Source organism: Lysinibacillus sp. FJAT-14745 (assembly GCF_001275675.1).
Classification (GTDB): domain Bacteria; phylum Bacillota; class Bacilli; order Bacillales_A; family Planococcaceae; genus Lysinibacillus.
The window spans coordinates 731,139-747,979 of sequence record NZ_LITM01000002.1 but is presented as its reverse complement, the minus strand read 5'-3'; the positions used below and the strand labels follow the sequence as shown (position 1 = coordinate 747,979).

The 16,841-nt window shown below is 37.5% G+C and carries 14 protein-coding genes and 2 pseudogenes; 8 read left to right on the top strand and 8 right to left on the bottom strand.

Going from position 1 to position 16,841, the window contains the following annotated elements; genetic code table 11:
- Positions 1 to 87: 87 nt before the first annotated feature.
- Positions 88 to 1,608: a hypothetical protein gene (locus AMS59_RS05030; RefSeq protein ID WP_053482650.1), complete on the bottom strand. Its 1,521-nt coding sequence runs from the start codon at positions 1,606 to 1,608 to the stop codon at positions 88 to 90.
- Between the two features lie 23 nt (positions 1,609 to 1,631).
- Positions 1,632 to 3,566 (bottom strand): ATP-binding cassette domain-containing protein, encoded by a 1,935-nt coding sequence (locus AMS59_RS05025; RefSeq protein ID WP_053482649.1) that lies wholly within the window; start codon positions 3,564 to 3,566, stop codon positions 1,632 to 1,634.
- A 425-nt stretch (positions 3,567 to 3,991) separates the two neighbouring features.
- Between AMS59_RS05025 and AMS59_RS24850 the strand changes: the two genes are divergently transcribed.
- Together AMS59_RS24850 and AMS59_RS26885 are read left to right on the top strand one after the other, a co-directional pair.
- The gene (locus AMS59_RS24850) at positions 3,992 to 4,831 is read left to right on the top strand and encodes a hypothetical protein (RefSeq protein WP_234007681.1); all 840 of its coding nucleotides are present in this window, start codon (positions 3,992 to 3,994) and stop codon (positions 4,829 to 4,831) included.
- Positions 4,816 to 4,896 (top strand): annotated as a pseudogene (locus AMS59_RS26885) (SDR family oxidoreductase); the annotation flags it as partial. The gene AMS59_RS24850 and the pseudogene AMS59_RS26885, both read left to right, overlap by 16 nt.
- A 67-nt stretch (positions 4,897 to 4,963) precedes the next feature.
- Here the strand turns inward: AMS59_RS26885 and AMS59_RS05020 are convergent.
- From AMS59_RS05020 to AMS59_RS04995, 6 genes are all read right to left on the bottom strand, one after another.
- On the bottom strand, positions 4,964 to 6,625 hold the full coding sequence (locus AMS59_RS05020) for a methyl-accepting chemotaxis protein (RefSeq protein WP_053482648.1): 1,662 nt from the start codon (positions 6,623 to 6,625) through the stop codon (positions 4,964 to 4,966).
- A complete protein-coding gene (locus tag AMS59_RS05015) occupies positions 6,622 to 7,608 on the bottom strand; it encodes a BMP family protein (protein WP_053482647.1) in 987 nt (328 codons plus the stop codon). The genes AMS59_RS05020 and AMS59_RS05015 overlap by 4 nt, the downstream gene beginning before the upstream one ends.
- A 303-nt stretch (positions 7,609 to 7,911) precedes the next feature.
- The gene (locus tag AMS59_RS05010) at positions 7,912 to 9,180 is read right to left on the bottom strand and encodes a PTS ascorbate transporter subunit IIC (RefSeq protein WP_053482646.1); all 1,269 of its coding nucleotides are present in this window, start codon (positions 9,178 to 9,180) and stop codon (positions 7,912 to 7,914) included.
- A 33-nt stretch (positions 9,181 to 9,213) separates the two neighbouring features.
- The gene (locus AMS59_RS05005; protein ID WP_049666973.1) at positions 9,214 to 9,477 is read right to left on the bottom strand and encodes a PTS sugar transporter subunit IIB; all 264 of its coding nucleotides are present in this window, start codon (positions 9,475 to 9,477) and stop codon (positions 9,214 to 9,216) included.
- 5 nt (positions 9,478 to 9,482) lie between these two features.
- The gene (locus AMS59_RS05000; RefSeq protein ID WP_053482645.1) at positions 9,483 to 9,932 is read right to left on the bottom strand and encodes a PTS sugar transporter subunit IIA; all 450 of its coding nucleotides are present in this window, start codon (positions 9,930 to 9,932) and stop codon (positions 9,483 to 9,485) included.
- Between the two features lie 79 nt (positions 9,933 to 10,011).
- Positions 10,012 to 10,908, bottom strand: coding sequence for a LysR family transcriptional regulator (locus AMS59_RS04995; protein WP_053482644.1), 897 nt, complete (start codon positions 10,906 to 10,908; stop codon positions 10,012 to 10,014).
- 134 nt (positions 10,909 to 11,042) lie between these two features.
- Here AMS59_RS04995 and AMS59_RS26880 point away from each other — a divergent pair.
- The 6 genes and pseudogenes from AMS59_RS26880 to AMS59_RS04970 all read left to right on the top strand — a co-directional run.
- A pseudogene (locus AMS59_RS26880) lies at positions 11,043 to 11,525 on the top strand (ABC transporter ATP-binding protein); the annotation flags it as partial.
- Between the two features lie 103 nt (positions 11,526 to 11,628).
- Complete coding sequence (locus tag AMS59_RS26875; RefSeq protein ID WP_369814307.1) at positions 11,629 to 11,673, top strand: hypothetical protein; 45 nt, start codon at positions 11,629 to 11,631, stop codon at positions 11,671 to 11,673.
- 334 nt (positions 11,674 to 12,007) lie between these two features.
- A complete protein-coding gene (locus tag AMS59_RS04985) occupies positions 12,008 to 13,033 on the top strand; it encodes an ABC transporter substrate-binding protein (protein ID WP_053482642.1) in 1,026 nt (341 codons plus the stop codon).
- A 60-nt stretch (positions 13,034 to 13,093) separates the two neighbouring features.
- A complete protein-coding gene (locus tag AMS59_RS04980) occupies positions 13,094 to 14,755 on the top strand; it encodes an iron ABC transporter permease (RefSeq protein WP_053482641.1) in 1,662 nt (553 codons plus the stop codon).
- On the top strand, positions 14,748 to 15,842 hold the full coding sequence (locus AMS59_RS04975; RefSeq protein ID WP_053482640.1) for an MBL fold metallo-hydrolase: 1,095 nt from the start codon (positions 14,748 to 14,750) through the stop codon (positions 15,840 to 15,842). The genes AMS59_RS04980 and AMS59_RS04975 overlap by 8 nt, the downstream gene beginning before the upstream one ends.
- Positions 15,839 to 16,636 carry a hypothetical protein gene (locus tag AMS59_RS04970; protein ID WP_053482639.1) on the top strand — a complete coding sequence of 266 codons (798 nt, stop codon included), beginning with the start codon at positions 15,839 to 15,841 and terminating at the stop codon, positions 16,634 to 16,636. The genes AMS59_RS04975 and AMS59_RS04970 overlap by 4 nt, the downstream gene beginning before the upstream one ends.
- The last annotated feature ends 205 nt before the right edge of the window (positions 16,637 to 16,841 follow it).

Sequence of the window (16,841 nt, the reverse complement as noted above, 5' to 3'; positions counted from 1 at the left end):
AAAATCTCCTTATTTAATAAAGCAGGCATCTTCTTAGTAAAATTATTTACCGTTCGAAGAAAAATGCCTGCTCAATATATGGGTTCGTTATTTCATCAATATTTGATATTCTCCGTCTTTTTCCTCATACTTGGCATCAAAGATTAATAAATCATCTCTTTGAATCGTAAGTAGTTTGTCCTTAGAGAATTCGATCTCCTTTTTAGGAACAAATACAATCGTGTAACCCATTATCGTATTAGGATTCATCTTCGTCGGATCTTCCAAACCTTCCATAGAAGCTTCTATGAAAAGAGATTTCATTTTGTTAAGTTTGATTCGAGTATCTGGAAGGATAATTTCTCTTGTCGTTGTCTGTATTTCTGCTGGAATCCCTTTATATTGATATTCCACCATCATAACCTCAAACATAGCTGAGGAGTTTTGGATCGTCACAGGGATTCTGACTGCTGCATACTGGTTATCCTTCTGTTTGGATGCTATATCATCTACATAAGATTTTAGCTTACTATTATAAGAATTGTAATAATCATCGTTAGCTTTTTTAATATTTTGATGACCTTCAGCTTTTTTACTGCCAAATTCAGATTTCAACAATCCTAAAGGAGAAGCTGTTAATATGGTTTTGTCATTAAGGTTCAAGTCAACTGCAGAAGCAATTGCTAAAGCTCCGATATCATAAAATTCTCGGTTCTTCATCAAGAGTACTTCTTCTTGCTCTTGATTAGAATTATCTATAATATTTTGTTCAGTCAACTCATTTAATTCTTTTACAGATGCGTCTGGATGTTTGAGCATCTGATATGCTTTTGACTCTAGATAAGTAGCCATTCCTTCAATATTATCGTAGCCGTCTTGGTCCTTATTCTTTTTGTTACTATTTAAATATAATTCATAAAAATATACCGCTTTTTGAATCTGATCGATTTTCTCATCTTTCTTCTTGGATTCAATAGCTTTTTTTAGGTATTGGTACATTTCATTTCGGTAATATCTACTGTCGATATCTTCGGGATATGTTTCAGCTCTTGTACCAAGACCTTCCACAGTGCCTCCAGACTGTAGTAGAATATGAATCCCTTCATGGACAATAAACTTAAATACATTTTCATACGCTGCCTTCTCATCTGTGCCAGAAATAAAGTCTGACGCAAATTCAAGGTTAAAGACATAGGTAGGGTGACCGTTGAATGTCGTAAGTTGGAATGGCGTCACCAACAATTGAGTATCCTTTATGGAATCCGTACTATACTCAATCACTTCGTCTTTAGGTCCAATATCGGTTTTCTGGTTGTTAATTAAATAGGCCATTTTATTTGAAGGATTTAACAATAATATTTGTTTATCCTCATTATTGAACGATGGCCATAGCTTGCTTGCATCGTCTATTAAAATCTTTTTTATATCTTTCACTAATTCAGGTGTTATTTCTCTAATTTTTTTACTATTTTCAATCGGGTTGCTGTCCATCGAATCTTCATTCGTCTTCTGGGAGTCTTCAACCTTTTTGTTTTCAGGCTTTTCTGTCGTTTCTTGGCTATTGTTGTTGCATGCCGTTAATATGGTTATGATCAAAATCATGAACATTAAACGTACTGTTTTTAACATAATTATCATCCTTCTTTTAATAATTAATCCTGTTTAAGTAGTTGAATTGGATTTAACTTTGCTGCTTGGTTAGCAGGAATCATACATGCCAATACATTAATTATGATGCCAAATCCTATAGTTAGCAGGACTGTAAATACATCTATATGTAACAGCTCGAAATGAATTTTAGCTTCCAGTACACGGTTCAAAATAACCTGAACCACAATGCCCAGCACTGTACCATTGATAGAAGCCATGCCTCCCAATAAAATTGCTTCCGAAAAGAAGATCCAGCGAACTTCTCTATTTCTGCCGCCAATTGCTTTGAACAAACCAATTTCTTTTCTTCGCTCTAAAACACTGATATAAAGAATAATTCCTACCATAATAGAGGAGATTAAGAGAATTAGCATAGAAACGCCAGTAATAGCAAGCTCTATATTTTTAAATGTTTTAGTTAACTCTTTCAATACGTTTTCAGGTGTTGTAATGGTATAGCTTTGTTTAAACTGGTTGACAACTGATGTGATTGAACTTTTATAATCCACATACACTTCATACTTGTTAGTCGTTATTTCTGAGTCTTTTCCGATAAATCTTGAACGTTTAACAACCTCTGTGTGGAAATCGTATGGAATATATGAATATTCTTTTCCGATAAAAGATTGTTCCGTAATGGCAGAAATCTTCAGCTTTTGCGTGTCCCATCGAGAGGGATAGCTCGTAATTTCGTCCATGGACAAAAATTTAATAGTAATCTCTTTGCCGATTAAATCTTCCAGCTTGCCGTCTTCCTTTAGCAATTTTTTGGCTGTGCTTTCTGACAAGGCAATTCCGTGCTCCTCATCTTTTGGAAGTTGGCCATATAATACCTTCGGCAAGGCGTAATCGTTTCTATTTTTTTCTTTATGCAAAGGTTTGACATCAAAGCCGATGATATCTTTTTTCTCAATCCTTGCCGAAAGCTCGAATTCAGGCTGCACTAATTTGATATGCTCATTTTTCTTGAGTTCATAATAATCGGAGCTAACCATATAATCTTGTTCCTTTTTAAAATCTAGCTTTTTACTGTCTATTACTTTATCAGATGAATACTGTATATAGTTGTCTATTCCACTCCCGAACGCCAGAGCCAGTAAAAATCCACATATCCCGATAGAGATACCTATGGATACAAGGAAATAGCGCCACCTTTTTTCCTTAATCCTGTGATAAGAAAGTCTAAATGCTGATTTTAGTTGAAAAGAACGTTTCCGGGATGGTTCTTCCGTTATCTCCATTTGAACAGAATCCCGTTTACTTTGTTTCCTGTCCTCGATGATCTCTCCGTCTTTCACTCGAACGATTCTTGAAGCTTGCTCAGCAACCGCCTCATCGTGGGTGACTACAACTACCAAGCGGCCTTGCTCAGAAATTCTTTTCAATAAATCAATTATTTCTTGAGAAGTATGGGAATCTAAGGCACCCGTAGGTTCATCAGCCAATATGATGTTGGGCGACTTAACTAACGCTCTTGCAATCGCAACTCTTTGCTGCTGTCCTCCCGACAATTCATTAGCCTTTTGGTGAATCGCTTTTTCCAGACCAACTTCTCGTAGGGCGTGTACACATTTTTGGTGAGCTTCCTTTTTCTCATACGAGCTCATAGCCAAAGCTAATTCTACATTTTCCAACACAGTCAGGTGAGGGATTAGGTGGAAATGTTGAAACACAAATCCGACATTATCTTTACGGTAATCAGAATACTGATGATCGTTAAACGTCGACATAGGTGTTTCATTTATGTACACCTCTCCAGAATCGGGTTTATCCAGACCACCAAGTGTGTTGAGAAGTGTAGACTTTCCAGAGCCAGAAGCTCCTACAATCGCAACGAACTCACCGTGATCTAACATTAAATTTACATTTTTTAATGCAGGGATTGGGGTTGATTTATCTGGATAATAGGTTTTACTAACATTTCTAATTTCTATCATTGAACCACTCCATCTCTTCTAATTGTTGTCTATGATAATGGTTGGTTATGATGGCCTTATGAATACCTTATGACTTTTTTGTGACTATTGGAGAAGGATACCAATTCAAAAGTCAGACCTGAACTTATTGTTGACTACAAAAGAAAGAGGCTGGGACATAAGTATATTTTCTAAGAAAAATTAAAAAATTTCACAACAGAAAAGCTCGAGAAATCAACGTTTCTAAAACTGATTTCTCGCACTTTTTAAGATTTTAGCCAGTTATGTCCTAGACTCTTTTTATAGCATCTAAATATTGAAATAACCCGATCACATTTGAGGCTTACCCGAACAGTTCTTCGGCGAACCCGATCACATTTGAGGCTTACCCGAGCAGTTCTGCGGCGAACCCGATCACATTTGAGGCTTACCTGAGCAGTTCTTTGGTGGACCCGATCACTTTTGGGGCGGACCTGATCACATTTGAGACCTACCCGAGCAATTCTTCGGCGAACCCGATCACATTTGAGGCTTACCCGAGCAGTTCTTTGGCGTACCCGATCACATTTGAGGCTTACCCGAGCAGTTCTTTGGTGGACCCGATCACTTTTGGGGCGAACCCGATCACATTTGAGGCTTACCCGAGCAGTTCTTTGGCGTACCCGATCACATTTGAGGCTTACCCGAGCAGTTCTTTGGTGGACCCGATCACATTTGGGGCGGACCTGATCACATTTGAGGCCTACCCGAGCAATTCTTCGGCGAACCCGATCACATTTGAGGCTTACCCGAGCAGTTCTTTGGCGTACCCGATCACATTTGAGGCTTACCCGAGCAGTTCTTTGGTGGACCCGATCACATTTGGGGCGGACCTGATCACATTTGAGGCTTACCCGAGCAGTTCTTCGGCGAACCCGATCACATTTGAGGCTTACCCGAGCAGTTCAGCGGCGAACCCGATCACATTTGAGGCCTACCTGAGCAGTTCTTCGGCGGACCTGATCACATTTGAGGCTTACCCGAGCAGTTCTTCGGCGAACCCGATCACATTTGAGACTTACCTGAGCAATTCTTCGGCGAACCCGATCACATTTGAGGCTTACCTGAGCAGTTCTTCGGCAGACCCGATCACATTTGAGGCTTACCCGAGCAGTTCTTCGGCGGACCTGATCACATTTGAGGCTTACCTGAGCAATTCTTCGGCGAACCCGATCACATTTGAGGCTTACCTGAGCAATTCTTCGGCGTACCCGATCACATTTGAGGCTAAATGGTTGTATTCTTAGCATCTGATCGCGCTAGCTATATGACAGGATCAATAGTTTTAGTTGACGGTGGTTTAACTTTATAATAAGAAAAATCCCGAATATTGAGCGTTATTCGGGATTTTTCTTATTAATTAAAAGCTGTATTGATCATTATAATGTGAATTTTTTTAGCTCTACAGACAATGTATTTGTCATTTCTTGAAGTTCTGAAACCTTTTCACTAATTTTTTGGAATGATCCTAACTGTTCTTGAGTAGAAGCGGATATTTCTTCTGTTCCTGCTGCAGTTTCTTCTGTAATAGCTGAAATGTTTTCAATGGCACTGTTCATTTGCTGGCTTATTTCGCTTGTTTGCTCCATATCCTTTGTAAGGTGCTGTAACTGATCATGAATGTTTAAAACATGTGTAGCAATCGCCTCAAATGACTGTTCTGTATCGATCATTGATTGTGATTGCTCATTAGAAAGCTGATGTCCACGCTCAGCGGTAGAAAGAATGAGCGTAATGCCATCTTGTATATGTGTAGCCATAGAAGTGATTAAACTAGTTGCTTTTTCAGTTTCATTTGAAAGTTTTTTGACTTCCTCTGCCACTATTGCAAATCCTTTTCCGGCCTCTCCAGCGCGTGCTGCTTCGATTGCAGCATTCAATGCTAGCAGATTGGTTTGATCGGCAATAGTGTGAACTGCTTTAGCTGCGTCCTGAATTTCTGTTGTGAATTGAGAGAATTGAGTAACAGAATCTTTAATATCCAGCGATGTGGATGTAATATCCTTCGCGATGGAGGATTGCTTCTCTAGTGAACTACGACCATTTTGAACAGCAGTAAGTGCCTGTTTACCGTTTGCTGCTGATTTATCGCTTGTCTGCTGAACAATAGTAAATTGATCTGTCATCGTACTCATAAGGATAGCCGTTGACTGGATATCTTCTGAGATAGTTAAACTTCCTTTTGCCAGTTCGTCTGTTGATGCGGCAATTTGTTTATTGCCTACATTAACGGTTTCAATATAGCTTGTCACATCTTTTGTAAATAGGCCAACATTTTTACCTACATCATCAATGGATTGTACGGTGCTTTTTAAGCTAACAATCATTTTGGAGAAGTTCTCAGTTAGTTGATCAATTTCATTTCGACTGCCTTTCTTATAGGGGAGGGAAGAGGTGTCAATTGTCAATTTCCCTGCAGCCACCAATTGTGCACAATCCACGATTCGATTAATCGGATTTGTAATTCTTTTCGTTGAGACATATGAAAAAACGATTGTAGCAATAATTAGAAGGATACTTCCTATGATGGCCGTTGTGGTAATAAAAGAAATTTTTTGCTTTGCCAAATCATTCGTTTCTTTATACCATTCATTTGTCTCTTTTTTCAGTAAGTACATATCGTTCAATATACCGGATATTCTAATTGCTTGTTTTTTTATCTCAGGACGATTGTGAGCATGAAATCCTGCTTCTGCAGCTTTTGCTAATTCGTCGTATTTACCTTCGATTTTTTTGATGATTATCTTATGCTCAGATATTTTTGCAATTGTTGAGAGTTTTTCTAAATTTATTTTCGTTTCTTTTAAAGTTGAAAGAGCTTCATTTTTATTGGCCTCACTGTCTAAAAAAGTGTAATTGTTTAATGATTGGCTTGCTACAACTAAACTTTGTTCAAGTTCTTTCACTGCCAGTAATAATTCTGTATCATCTTGTGCAGTTGTTTGTATATCAAATGTTTGAACGATAATAAAACCAAGCATAGCCATTGCAAGGGCAATGGGTATAAGGATGTTCACAAATAATTTTTTTCGTAGTGTCACTGGCTGTTCCCCTTTTCTGCAGTAACTTTTATTTTACCCGAGACAATGTCTTCTTTTGCTTTTTCAATAGCAGCCTGTTGTTCAGGTGTAAGTTTTATAACACGTATATCCGCTAGGCCCACTCCATTATCAGCTAAACCAAATGACAACGATTTTTCGGAAATTTTCCCTTTCTCATCTAATGTTTTAGCAATTTGAAAAACAGCTTGGTCGACATTTTTTAACATCGATGTTACGACAGTTTTTTCTGCAATGTAAAATTGATCAATATCAACTCCGGCCGCATATACGCCCATTTCTTCCGCTTTCTTTATAGCACCGAAGCCTGTGAATCCAGCTGCATGATAAATAAAATCTACTTTGTTCTTTATGTAACGTTCTGCGATTGCGGCACCCGCATCGGTATCATCAAATGAGCCAGCATATTCACTAACAATTTCGATATTTGGATTAAAATAATGAGCACCCTCAATAAAGCCGTTTTCAAAATGGTGGATAACCGGAGCATTTGCACCACCAATAAATCCTATTTTTCCAGTTTTACTCGTCATTGCTGCAACCATTCCGAGTAAAAAGCTACCTTCCTGTTCTTTAAAAGTAATGGAAGTGATATTTGCAACATCTGATTGCCCGTCAATAAAAACGAATTGTTGATCAGGATATTTCTTCGCAGTCTTTTCTAATGCCTCCTGTACAGAGAAGCCAAGACCAATAATAACGTTATACTTTTCTGAAACAAGTTCCTCAAGCTTCTGTTCGTAATTGCCATCAGGCGCCTCTTTATAATCAAATAAAATACCTAGCTCATCTCGTGCTTTCTCAAGCCCTTTAAAAGCTGAGTCATTAAACGATTCATCACCAAGCCCTGCATCTGAGAGTAAGATACCTATTTTATAGTCATTTTTCGCTTTTTCTGGTGAAGCTGTTGAACAGCCTGCTATTAATAAAGCTATTAAACACAAGCCAATCAATAATTTTTTCAATTTATGTACCTCCTATTGTATGTACTATTTGTATCGGCAAAAAGTTATTCTAAGTCAGAAGTCAGACGACAATATTTATTACACCATTAAATGTTATCAAATTATTTACAATTTACTACAGGAAAATGGGTTCAAATCATTCCCGTTATTTTTTAATCACTGAGTATTTAGTTTGTTATGCAGTTGATTTTCTCTATGTTTATAGTGAGAAAGGTAGGGATATCGCGATATAAGTACTATTGGCATATTAAAAAAGCCTCGTAAACACCTAAAGTGTTTACGAGACCTACTATCCGATAATATTTAAACTGCACCAAATAATTTCAACACATTTATAATAATGATCCCTACAATGCCGAAGTCTGAATCGCCAAATGTAGTTCCTTCATAGCCGATATCACCCATAAAGATAAGTAGAATCGCGGGGATAAAGCTAATAATTAATCCGTTGGCAAATGCTCCTACCATAGCACCGCGTCTACCGCCAGTTGCATTACCGAATACTCCTGCGGCCGCACCTGTGAAGAAATGTGGCACAAGCCCAGGTACAATCACTTTTAACCCTATGAGGGGAAGTATAAACATGGACACTAAGCCTGCTACAAAGCTAAACAGGAAGCCGATAATAACTGCATTTGGTGCGAACGGAAAAATAGTAGGACAGTCTAATGCAGGCTTTGTGTTTGGCACAAGTTTATCTGCAATACCTTTAAAGGCAGGAATAATCTCGGCAATTAGCATTCGCACTCCAGCCAAAATGATATAGACACCAGCGGCAAAGGTAATAGCTTGAATAATGGCAAAGACGATAAAATTCGAACCGCCAGATAACTGTGTCTCAATATAGGATGGACCTGCGAAAAGGGCAACGATAATAAAAAACAGACTCATAGTTAAGGACACAGCTACAGATGTATCTCTTAAGAAACCAAGAGATTGTGGAACTTTTATATCTTCCGTTGATTTGGCTTTGTTTCCAAAGAGCTTTCCAATTTTAGCAGATACATAATAACCAACACTTCCAAAATGACCAATAGCAAAATCATCACTGCCGGTTATTTGACGAACAGTTGGTTGTAAAATGGCAGGGAATACGACCATACAAAGACCAAGTATAATAGAGCCAACAATTATAAGAGGTGTGCCACTCATACCGCCAACCGAAAGCGATGCCGCAATTAAACACGCCATAAACAATGTATGATGACCAGTTAAAAATATATATTTTAAGGGCGTAAATCGCGCAAATAATATATTCAAAATCATACCGAAAACCATGATCATGGCAGTAGATGTTCCGAAACTAGTTTGAGCGGCTGCTACAATCGCTTCATTATTTGGGATAACTCCTTGAACATTAAATGCATGATCAAACATTTTACTAAAGTGATTTAAAGAACCAATTAAAACGGTTGCACCTGCGCCAAGTATAACAAAGCCCATAACCGTTTTTAATGTACCAGAAAGAACTGTTGAAGCTGACTTTTTTTGGATTAATAAACCGACAAAAGCGAATAGGCCGACTAATATAGCTGGTGTTCCTAAAATGTCATTCATAATAACATCTAACATATTAACACCTCATCCTATCCAAATTTTAATTAGTCATAGCAGTGGTTTAAGCTTTGATTTAATTTCAGAAATACTCATCATATTGACAATACTAACGATATGACCTCTCTCTTCGCCTAATTGATTGACAATATCTTCTGCGCCAATATAAATATCCGCTTTCTCTGCCTTGGCAGACGCTAAATCTGTATGCGTTACTTCTGCAACTTTTCCAAGTTCAGTTAACGCTTTTTTTACATTCAATTCCATAATAAAGCTACTGCCTAAGCCATTCCCGCACACTACTAAAATTTTCATTATGATTACTCCTTTGCCACAATTTGTTGAATTTCTTTGATAATATCGTCTTTATGCTGGCAGGCGATAATGCTGTCGATTTGATTGGGTTCTTGCAAAATCTTTGTTAAGTCAACTAATGCCTGCAGATGCGACGCACTATCGGTCGCAGCTAAGACAATAATTAAGAAAACAGGCTTTTCTGGTCCAAACAAAACAGGTTTTTGTAAGCTTAATAGGCTCATGGCTAGCTCATTGACTCCTTCTGTGTGCCGTGCATGTGGAATTGCTACTTTCGGTGTAATGACTACGTAAGGTCCGTGTTTTTCGATGGAATGAATCATTGACTCAATATAGCGTTCTTCGATTTTATTGTGCTTTAAAAGTGGACTTGCTGCTAAATGAATAGCTTCTTGCCAAGTATTTACAAAATTTGCGAGTTGTATAGTATCTTCTGTCAGTAACTCAGTTAGCAAGTACAACCCTCCTTTCATAGGGATAAACAGTTCCCATTCCATGTTATTAATGTTGACTATGGAATTATGTCATAAGAGGCTATATTTTTAATTGTTTGGCTAAATCATAAATTGCAGTTTTTATAAACGCATCCATCTTGCTATCTAAACGAGATTTAGGATAAATAAGTTGAATCTTTCTATTAAGTGTCACATCGTGTAAGTCTTTTTTGATCAAAAGTCCTGATTTTAACTCATCCTCTATCAGGGCAACTGACAAAAATGCAATTGTTTTTCCGAAAGTAAGCATTTTCTTAATAGTGCTGACAGAATCTAGCTCGATCGTATAAATGGATGGGTGAAATGGGTCCATCCATTTTTCTATAAAATGATTCGTTGAACTTGAGGATGTATGCAATAATACTTTGTTTTTTAGGACATCTGCTTTTGTGATGTCCTTTTTTGCTGCAAGCTCATGGGTAGGACTCAATGCTAATACAAGGGAATCTTCGCCGATTGTTTCGTATATAAGAGACGAATTTTCTTGTTTTGTTTCCATAATTAGCCCGAAATCTAATTCTTGAAGAGCTACCTTTTGTTCAATTTCAGGTGCTGTTTTTACGTCTAGCGATATTCGAATGTCTGGGTAAGCTGTTGAAACGAGATGGATAATATCCGGCATGAAAATATGTGCAGGTAGCCCGCTTGCGCCAAGACGAATGGACCCAATATTACCCGCTAAAAGATTTTCGACAAAGCGGTTCATGTCTTTTTGTAGTTGTACAATTTGGCGAGCGTAATGATAGAGTCCTTCTCCCGCTTCTGTTAAACGGTATCCACCTGCATTTGTCCGAAATAAACGGATGCCATATTCCTCTTCAATGGAGCGAATATGAAAGGATACTGTCGGTGCTGTAAGACCAAGTTCTTTGGCAACAGGAGCTAATTTTTTTAATTCTACGAGTAGGCAAAATGCCTGTAACTTCATGTTATTCATTTTATCCTCCTAAAGTAAATTAGAAAAAATCTTGTATTTGCTTTAGTTTATTAGATTTTTTTTAACGAGTTATTAATAGTAGATTAATATTTTCTAAATATCTGGAATTTATAGTTGTAATTAACGAGGAGGATATGATGAAAATCTCATTAACGAATATCGAAAAAAAATATGGACAGTCTCAAGCGTTATGGCCCATCAATGTGGAGCTGGATAGCAAGTTCATTACCATTTTAGGACAATCAGGCTGTGGTAAAACAACGTTATTGAAAGTATTGGCAGGTCTTGAACAACCAACAAATGGAGAAATCCGTTTTGATGACACAATTATTTATTCATCCAAACTCCATAAAAATGTAAAACCAAATATGCGAAATATGGCAATGGTTTTTCAAGATTTTGCATTATGGCCTCATATGACTATTTTCCAAAACATTGCTTTTGGCCTGAAGGGTATTATTCCAAAGTCGGACATTCCGGCTCGAGTGGAGCATGTTATGCGATTGGTGAAAATGGAGGGTTTTGAAAAACGAAAGCCAGGGGAGTTATCGGGAGGACAGCAGCAACGAGTAGCACTAGCGAGGGCACTAGCGACAAATCCACAGCTTATTTTGTTTGATGAACCATTATCAGCGCTCGACGCAGTACTAAGAGAAAAAATGCAAGATGAAATCATGCATATTATTCACGAGTTAGATTGTCAGGCAATTTTTGTCACACATGATCAAACAGAGGCAATGGCAATGTCAGATCAAATTATCGTGATGGAGGCTGGAAGAATTGCACAAGTAGGAACACCAGAAGAAATTTATCACGCCCCAGCAACACCGTATGTAGCAGATTTTATCGGCAAAGTGAACTGGCTTGATAAAGGTAATTATATTGTGCGACCTGAAGGAGTTTCCAGACTACGACGCCCAGGTACAATTGCAAAACAAGCGATGATTGTAAAAAGTACCTTTGTTGGTGATCGTTATTTAGTACAAGCACAGGTAGAAGGTAAGCACTGGAGCTTTTACGAAGCAGAACCGATAGAACATGGCAAACAGCTTGAAGTTTTTATTGATGAAAAACAAATATATCAATTGGAGGGTTACCATTGAAAAAACGAGGGTTAAAACTATTTGCTACAGCTGGGATTCTTTTAACATTAGCATTAGCAGGCTGTGGAAATAAAGAGGTAGAGAAGAATGATCAAGCAAGTTCAAATCCAAAAGAAGAAAAAACTTTAACGGTATACTCTGCTGGTCCTGATGGTTTAGCAGCGAATATTCAACAAGCATTTGAAGAGAAAACAGGCATAAAAATAGAGATGTTCCAAGGAACAACAGGCAAAATATTATCGCGTTTAGAAGCGGAAAAAAATAACCCTGTAGCTGACGTTGTCGTACTAGCCTCTGTCGCTTCAATGGAGGGCTTAAAGGGAACAGATCAACTTCAAATCTATAAAGACGCTGATAATGCCAAGAAAATCAATAGCGATTGGTCAGATGCAGAAGGTTATTACTATGGTTACAGTGCCTCAGCATTAGGAATTGCTTATAATACTAAAAATACGCAACAGGTTCCGACAGAATGGACAGATTTAGCAAAAGCTGAATGGCAAAATAAAATTAATATACCAGACCCTAGCTTGTCAGGCTCTGCTGTAGACTTCCTATTCGGATATACAGAAGCTGAAAAAACAGCTTGGACTACGATGGAGAAGTGGAAGGAAAATGGTTTACAGGTGAATGGTGCCAATAAGGAAGCGTTAGATGCTGTTATTACTGGTGACAAAAATGCCACAATTTCAGGGGTAGATTACATGGCCTATAAAGCAAAAGCTGATGGTGAGCCAGTAGAAATTATTTATCCAAAAAGCGGGACAGTTGTCAGTCCGCGAGCTGTTGGTATTTTGAAGGATGCAAAAAACGTAGAAAGTGCAAAAGCGTACGTTGATTTTTTACTGTCAGATGAAGGGCAAAAGCTTGTAGCAAATGCCTACTTACTGCCAGGCAACAAAGATATACCTGTTAAGGATCGTGCAGCATTAGATGAAATTCCTCAGCTAAACGTGAATTGGAAAGGTGCAGAAGCGAAGCAGCTTGAAGTATTAACTAAATTCAATGATATTTTTCGTTAAGTAGTTAGGGGAGGTTTTTTAGCCTCCTTGAAGTTTTTCTAGGAAAGGATTGAATCATCAATGATTATGGAGGGCAGACGAACTTTTGGATTTTTACTGACACTTGTCGTCACGTTTGCTATCGCACCGTTAATTGCCATTGCATTTTATACGTTTATAAAAGATGGGCAATTAGATGTTTCGCAGATTAATAGAATGTTTGCCAATGAAAGAATGTGGCAAACGCTTGGAAACTCTGTATTATTAGGGGTTTTAGTTGTTTTAGGGACTACGATTGTAGCATTCCCAATGGCGTTAATAAGAACGAAAACAAGCTTATATAAATACGATTGGCTAGATATTATTTTAACCATTCCATTTATGACACCTCCGTATATTGGCTCCATGGGATGGATATTGTTCATGCAAAATAATGGCTTTCTCCAACAGCTATTTCCAAGTGCTGCTTGGATGACTGAATCGTTCTTCACCTTATTTGGAATGGTCATGATTATGAGCCTGCATCTTTTTCCTTTTTTATATTTAATGCTGAAAAATACGCTATTAAGAATCAATGGCTCCTTTCTAGATGCTGCATTAATTTTTGGACGAAGCTCTTGGAGAAATTGGATGAAGATAGTTTTGCCTTTAGTAGTTTCTAGCTATGTTCTTGGGAGCTTACTAATTTTCATCAAAACGCTTGCTGAATTTGGAACACCTGCTACGTTTGGTAGTCGAATTGGCTTTCAAGTATTTACAACGGAGATTCACTCTTACCTTTCAAGATGGCCAGTTGATATTAGTATGGCAACATCACTGTCATTATTTTTACTATCAGTTTGTCTCGTTATCTGGTATTTTCAAAATCTTATTGGACGAAAATATACATATAGCGTGCTATCTGGAAAAACACCAGCTATTCGCCAAATCGAAGATAAGTGGTATGTCAAGTTCGGTTCATGGTTCTTTGTGGGAATCATCATTTTGCTATCAATCGGTATTCCTTACTTCTCAATTATTGTGACATCTTTGCAGAAAGTAAGGGGCGATGGTTTGCAGGCAGGGAATTTTAGCTTTGCTTCCTACCAGGAAGTGTTTACAAGTGGAAGTGCTGGATTGTCAGCATTTTTAAATAGTGTTGTTTTCTCCGTAATCACAGCTGTCGTTACAGCAATTATTGGCTTGTTCATTGCCTTATACATTAAAAAGGGAGAAACGAAAAAGCAGCAAGTATTAGATTTCTTTAGTTTAATGCCTAATATTATTCCTGGAATTGTCTTTGTAGTTGGGTTAATCATGTTTTGGAATGCACCGTGGCTACCAGCGACCATCTATAACACAAAGACAATGGTTGTAGTCACGTATTGTGTACTTTTTTTACCATATTCCGTGCAATATATAAAGTCCTCTTTATCACAATTAGATTCTTCGATATTCCAATCAGCCGCTATTTTTGGGCGAAGTAGCTGGGCGGTTTATCGACATATCATCATTCCGTTATTAATACAGGGAATTCTTGCTGGAATGATGATAACGTTTATTATCTCCATGCGTGAGCTTGTCGCTGGATTACTCATTTTGCCTCCTTCAGTAGAGACTGGCGCAACATTTATTTACAGTCAATTTGAACAAGGAAATGTTGGTGTAGGAATGGCTGTAGCGGTGATTACAGTCATCATGACCGTTATTTTCATGTTTCTATTAGATTGGCTGCAAAAACGGGGAGGACATGCAGATGCTTAATGTAGAGATTTTAGGTGGGGTCGGTGAGTATGGGCGTAACTGCTTTTTCATTGAAAATAATGGACATGCTATTTTACTAGATTGCGGAGTGATGAACAATCGACAGAAGACTCCTCCTAATTTAACACAAGCTCATGTGGCAAAGCTTGATGCAGTGTTTATTTCCCATTCACATACAGATCATGTAGGTGCTATTCCTTTACTTGAGCAATGGGGATATAGAGGGCCGATCATTATGAGTAAAATGACTGCGCAGCAATTAAAACAGTCTTTTCAACATACAAGAACTTTTCAACCAGAATCAATCGGAGAGTGGATAGTTGTTAGTAAATGCCTTGCCTTTCAATGGGGCTATAGTGGGCATCTAATAGGAAGCGTTTGGTATAAGATTCGTTTTTTCGAGGAGGTGATATTTTATTCTGGCGATTATGTTGTGGATTCCTATTTGTTAAAAGCAGCACTGCCGATAGAGGACGGGACTGTTTATGATCTAGCCATTATAGATAGCGGCCATGTTGAGAAGCGCATCAATAATTTAGAAGTATTGCAGCAAATGACGGAATATATCAATGCAAATCCAGGCTGCCCGATCATTTTCCCATCTTCTTTCTCAGGAAAAACAGCAGATATTGCTACTTATCTTTTTCAGCATACGACAAGAGCGATACGTGTAGATTATGATTTGTTGTCGTTATTTGATAATTGTTATGAGGCACTTGAAAATTTATTGTCTACCAAAACAATTTTGCAAGAGTTTAAACTAGAATGTATGACAAAGATAAGAGAAAGTGAAAACTTCATTTATTTTGTACCTGAGCGAAATGAAGCGAAATTAGTGGAGCTACTTCACAAAAAGCCAACAGCTATGGTTATCTTTACGGGATATTGGAATAAAGGCAAATATAGAATTCAATTTTCCGAAAATCAACATAAGGAATTTTTTTATAAAACGCATCCAGATTATGATGATATCATTGCACTTTCTAAGAAAATACATGCACTTAAGACAATCTATTTTCACAGTTCATTTACGAATAGAGAAACGACTATTTTGCAATTACTACAAAATGAGGAGGAAATAACATGAAGAAATGGGTACTAAATTTTTGTTTAATCGGTATTGTACTTGTTAGCATAATTGGATTGGATTCTACACGAGCTAAAGCAGCAATCGAGCCAGGGAATGAAATTAAATTCAATATTAAATCTGAACTTTTCACTGAATCGGATATTTTTAATGTTTTCCAAGCTACAAAAAAAGATGAAGTAAAGATTTATTTCTTTGATACTCCGAATAGAGCTTTTCTAAATGAGGATTATATCCACCGTTTACGTGTATATAAAGGAAGCAATAATATGGATATCACGTATAAAAAGAGATTTTTACAGACACCTCTGGATGAAGCAATTGCAATAACAGAAAGTCATGGTTTTACTGGAGCAGAGTCCAACTATAAATTTGAAATGGATATTAAGGGTAGTAATCGGACATTCACGATTAGTCGTAAGGAGTCATTAAAGACTACATCTAAAGTTTCCTATGATGCAGTGGATCCAAATGCGGCAAAAAAATTAATTTTAGAAAACGTTCCGAAGAAAATTTTAAATTGGGATTCTGAAGCATGGTACCAAAACACATTATCCCAAGCTGTCGTATATGGTCCTGCAAAGGCAACAACATATAAAGGAAGCTTTGCCGGCTATGCGGCAGATATTGAAGTTTGGCAATATCAAGGGGAGATTATGGTAGAGCTATCAACGAAAGAGGATGATGCATTAAAGGCAGCTATTATAGAAAAAGAATGGCATGATCGATTAGAATTAGCTGGTTATTTAAGTGAAGATCAACGTGGCAAAACGGCATTTGTAATGGATAAGTAATAAAAAATATTCTTTAAAATTCGCGACACTTCTAGGAATAGCGAACAAGCCATGGTGCTTTAGCATCTACATGGCTTGTTACGTGTTTGGAGAAGTAGAGTGAATTTTTCTTTTTGGTGTGACGTAGAATAGAAGGTAAATAAAACAAAGAAAAATTTGTTCTAACTTTTGCATTTTGGCTTACACTTACTATAGGACGAACTTA

Excerpts from the sequence above, each read along its gene's own strand:
- AMS59_RS05005 (WP_049666973.1), bottom strand. The coding sequence starts at position 9,477 with ATGAAAATTTTAGTAGTGTGCGGGAATGGCTTAGGCAGTAGCTTTATT.
- AMS59_RS05025 (WP_053482649.1), bottom strand. The coding sequence starts at position 3,566 with ATGATAGAAATTAGAAATGTTAGTAAAACCTATTATCCAGATAAATCA.
- AMS59_RS04995 (WP_053482644.1), bottom strand. The coding sequence starts at position 10,908 with ATGAATAACATGAAGTTACAGGCATTTTGCCTACTCGTAGAATTAAAA.
- AMS59_RS04980 (WP_053482641.1), top strand. The coding sequence starts at position 13,094 with ATGATTATGGAGGGCAGACGAACTTTTGGATTTTTACTGACACTTGTC.
- AMS59_RS05010 (WP_053482646.1), bottom strand. The coding sequence starts at position 9,180 with ATGTTAGATGTTATTATGAATGACATTTTAGGAACACCAGCTATATTA.
- AMS59_RS04970 (WP_053482639.1), top strand. The coding sequence starts at position 15,839 with ATGAAGAAATGGGTACTAAATTTTTGTTTAATCGGTATTGTACTTGTT.
- AMS59_RS04975 (WP_053482640.1), top strand. The coding sequence starts at position 14,748 with ATGCTTAATGTAGAGATTTTAGGTGGGGTCGGTGAGTATGGGCGTAAC.
- AMS59_RS05030 (WP_053482650.1), bottom strand. The coding sequence starts at position 1,608 with ATGTTAAAAACAGTACGTTTAATGTTCATGATTTTGATCATAACCATA.